Annotated in this window: 3 protein-coding genes; all 3 read left to right on the top strand. The window is 37.7% G+C overall.

Features of this window, described 5'->3' with window-relative positions:
* On the top strand, window positions 1-114 hold a 114-nt coding region (locus B4033_RS12310; protein WP_286834379.1), incomplete at its 5' end, for a winged helix-turn-helix domain-containing protein.
* A 294-nt stretch (window positions 115-408) separates the two neighbouring features.
* Window positions 409-1,764 (top strand): amino acid permease, encoded by a 1,356-nt coding sequence (locus tag B4033_RS12305; protein ID WP_286834377.1) that lies wholly within the window; start codon window positions 409-411, stop codon window positions 1,762-1,764.
* Between the two features lie 428 nt (window positions 1,765-2,192).
* Window positions 2,193-3,875: a carboxypeptidase regulatory-like domain-containing protein gene (locus B4033_RS12300; protein WP_286834374.1), complete on the top strand. Its 1,683-nt coding sequence runs from the start codon at window positions 2,193-2,195 to the stop codon at window positions 3,873-3,875.
* Window positions 3,876-4,105: the final 230 nt, after the last annotated feature.

The following is a 4,105-nucleotide window of genomic DNA, read 5'->3' as shown; positions in this document are numbered from 1 at the left end:
CATATCAAGAACCTGCGCCGCAAGATTTCCGAGGCTGCTGAAACGGGTAACCGTCATGAGTGGATTCAGGCAGTTTATGGTGTGGGTTATCGTTTTGAATATCCTGAGGACTAACTCTGGTTCAAGGAAATCACGAAAGCGAATAGATTTTCTCTATTCGCTTTTTTATTCACTAAAGAATACTGTGGTACGTTTTACTATAAAAATAGCGCGATAAAAGCAACTTAAATGGATAACTGAATTGGTGAGGAATAGGAGATCGATATTCGAGCACGTAAAAATTTAATGAAAGAAACCTTCTTAAATAAAAAATAAAAGTTTAAGAACTAATCACTTAAATTTATGAGTTAGCTGATTGGCACTAGACTCGGTACAATCCTATTTTTTTATTCATCATGAGAATATGTTTTGGAGAGTGAAACACCGCAGCTTCAACGCCGTTTGAAGAATCGTCATATCCAGCTGATTGCCATGGGCGGTGCGATTGGTACCGGTCTATTTCTAGGTTCAGCTCATATTATTCAGTCTGCTGGTCCATCCATTATTTTGGGTTATCTGATTGGCGGTTTGATTGCTTTCCTGATTATGCGCCAACTCGGTGAAATGATTGTACATGAACCTGTAACCGGTTCATTTAGCTATTTCGCCTTTAAATATTGGGGGAAGTTTCCAGGATTTTTAACGGGCTGGAATTACTGGATTCTGTATATTCTGGTAGCGATGACTGAGCTGACTGCGATTGGTAAATATATCAATTACTGGTGGCCAGAAATTCCGGCATGGGTTTCGGTTTTATTTTTCTTTATTCTGGTCACTGGCATGAATTTGACCAATGTAAAGATTTATGGCGAATCTGAATTCTGGTTATCACTGATTAAAGTCCTTGCGATTGTCGCGATGATTTTATTTGGGATTTATCTGCTGGTCACTGCTGATGTTGATTCTACTACTTCAATAACGAACTTATGGGCACATGGCGGTTTCTTCCCGAATGGCTTTGAAGGCCTATTTTATATGCTGGCCTTTATGATGTTTGCATTTGGTGGGATTGAGCTAATCAGTATGGCTGCTGCGGAAACCGAAAATCCGGATCAGAATATTCCAAAAGCTGTAAATCAAACCGTAATTCGTGTATTTCTATTTTATATCTGTTCACTTGCAATTCTATTATCACTTGTGCCGTGGAATCAGCTGAACTTAAGTGATTTAGAGCATAGCCCGTTTGTGATGATTTTTAATCTGATGGGTATTGATTGGGCCGCCCACTTATTAAATTTTATTATTTTGACAGCCTCGCTATCGGTGTGTAATAGTGGGATGTATGCCAATAGCAGAATGCTATTAGGCCTGGCAGAGCAGGGTAATGCTCCAAAAGCCTTTAAGAAGGTGAATGCACGAGGAATTCCAGTGCTAGCGGTGCTATTCTCAGCATTACTGATTTTTGGCTGTGTTTTATTAAACTATTTTGTACCTGAAAAAGCCCTAAGCTATCTGATTTATATCGTAGTGGCAGCAGCGGTACTGAACTGGATCATGATCACACTGATTCATCTTAAATTTAAGCAAGCCATTCGTCTCCAAACTGTACAAACTAAATTCCCTGCATTGTTTTCACCCCTGAGTAACTATCTGGTTTTAGCCTTTATGCTGACAGTGCTCTATATCATGTGGGATCAAGGTTTCATGTTGTCAGTGCTGATGCTGCCAGTGTGGATTGTAATATTATTTATTCTTTTCAAAATATTACAAGCCAAGAAAACTTAAATTTTTTATCCTTTTAAAAATGGGTTCATTAGAGCCCATTTTTATGTGCCTTTTTTCATGCTTTAGTAGAAAATAATAATGTGATTTATATTTGCTTGAATAATTGAAATTGGAATAAATTGATTTGTCTATATCCTATTTAAAACAAGGTGATAAAGTTTTTATTAAGAATAAATGTAGTAAATAATTAGAATTATTTTCATAAAAAATAAGTATTAAAAGATAATTTAATTGAGGGGTTGATTGAATCAAAAAAATAGAATTTTATATTAATAAATACTTTTTGAATAATTGGGTTTGAAATAATTTATATTTTTATTTTCTATGGATTTGTTATATATTTTTTAGGCTTCTTAATAATAAAAATAAATACCTATTAAAAGGCGAATTATAAGAATTAATTTATTATTTTAATAAGGATTTTACTCATGAAACTCAATATTATAGCAACAATGCTGCTTGCCTCTACGGGAATGATAATGACTGGCTGTGGTTCAGATTCAGGCAGTTCTGGTAGCTCTACACCACCATCTCAAACGACCCCGGAAGAAACCGTCACGCCAGCAAATGGAGTAGAACGATTAATCATTACTGATGCAAGTCATCTGGCGCTTGCAGATGCTGACATTCGAATTTTATCAGCTGCACAATGGAGTAATAATGTCACCAGTATTTCTGATAATAATACGGTTGATCACAGTCTCTTTGTCCAGTATGACCGTCTTCCGGTGATTAATGATTTCTCCTCGGCACGAGAATATACAACAGACCATTTGGGTGTTTCTGGTTCAGTTCATTTAGCACCAGGTATTTACTATATTTTGGTCAGAAAGCATTCTGAAACTGCAATCGTGCCATTCATTATTCATCCGACAAATACCAATAAGGAATTGTCGATCAATGTGCCTTTGACTTGTAATAATGCTGAATGTGAAACGATTCATCCGGTAAATGAAGCAATTATTGGGACACTATCAGGGCAAGTTTTGACGCAAGGTCAACCTTTGACAAATGCACAGGTTTCATTATCAGGTGGTGCGGCTACCAATGGCGCATTCGTTACAGCATTAACTGATGCGAAAGGATATTTCAGTCTAGCTTTTAATGTATCTGATGAGCTTGGCGATACCTTAAAAAATGCAACGCTTATGATCAGCGCACCCGATTATATAAGTTTAACAAAACAGGTTGCAGTGACGTCCTCTATTTCAGGGGGTAGTCAATTTACCTTGATACAAAATACTGAAGCTACGACCAGTATTTGGCAGGAAACTTTTGAAGAAGACTCTGCTACCCGAGATGAATGGGAAAATGCCTCTACAGTTGAAGAAACAAAATGGTCTTTACTGCAAAAAAATCACAAGATTATTAATAAAGATATGAATCGTTTAGTGACCTTGGCACCAGATGATAGCAGTAATGGCAAACTGCCAGATCCTGCTCAAGGCAATTATGCATATTGGTATGGCAATGGTGTTGCAGGTAGTTTCTTAAATAAAGAAGCCAGTCTTTTAACCGAGGAAGGGCAGCCAGTAGAAACAAGACTGAATGGTGGAACGTCAGCACAGGCGTATTATGGAACACTGACTTCACCAGTAATTGACCTGAGCACTACACAAAAACCAATCAGCTTAAGTTTTAAAACCTGGTGGGAAATTGAATCAGTAAATCCAAGTAGCAGAGGGTATGATGCCATGGATGTGGAAGTTTCAGTCAATGGAGGGGAATTTAAAAAACTGGCGCGATTAAATCCGCTGTCTGATCCGCAAACAGATTATAACCGCTGGTCAATTCCATTCTCAAACTTTGGCTTTAACCTTGCACCTCAATTTGCCCAGCAAGAAGCTATTTCTTTAGATGAATATGCGGGGCAATCCAATGTTAAAATCCGGTTTAAATTCGATACTGTCGATCAGTACTATAATGCATATCGTGGCTGGATTATTGATGACATTGTGATTCAAAACCAGCCTGGTACTTTCCCGCTTTATAGCGACAATAAGGAAGTAGATGACGAGGTTTCGATGTTTGTCGCAAAAGCAGCGAAAGCTTTAATGCAATCGGCATCGAGTTCCCGATGGATAGAAAATCCGCCAGAGCGTATTCAATAAAATAGCATGTAAATAAATCATATAAAAAAGCGAGCAGACTAATCTGCTCGCTTTAAATTTATAAGAAATTCAAAATGTTTTTTAGAAAAATATAAACCTTTCATCTATATCTTTCCGGTTGCTCCTAAATAACTTACCTGGAAGTGAAACGACCTCGGTCATCGCGTGGCGGGGTATTTCTTCCGCCTCGACCTCCCGAACGACCGCGATCGTCATCATCATCGTCATCA

The organism is Acinetobacter sp. UBA3132 (assembly GCF_002364825.1).
Lineage (GTDB): Bacteria > Pseudomonadota > Gammaproteobacteria > Pseudomonadales > Moraxellaceae > Acinetobacter > Acinetobacter schindleri.
Note: the sequence above shows the minus strand (reverse complement) of the source record. Positions and strands in the feature narration are given on the sequence as shown.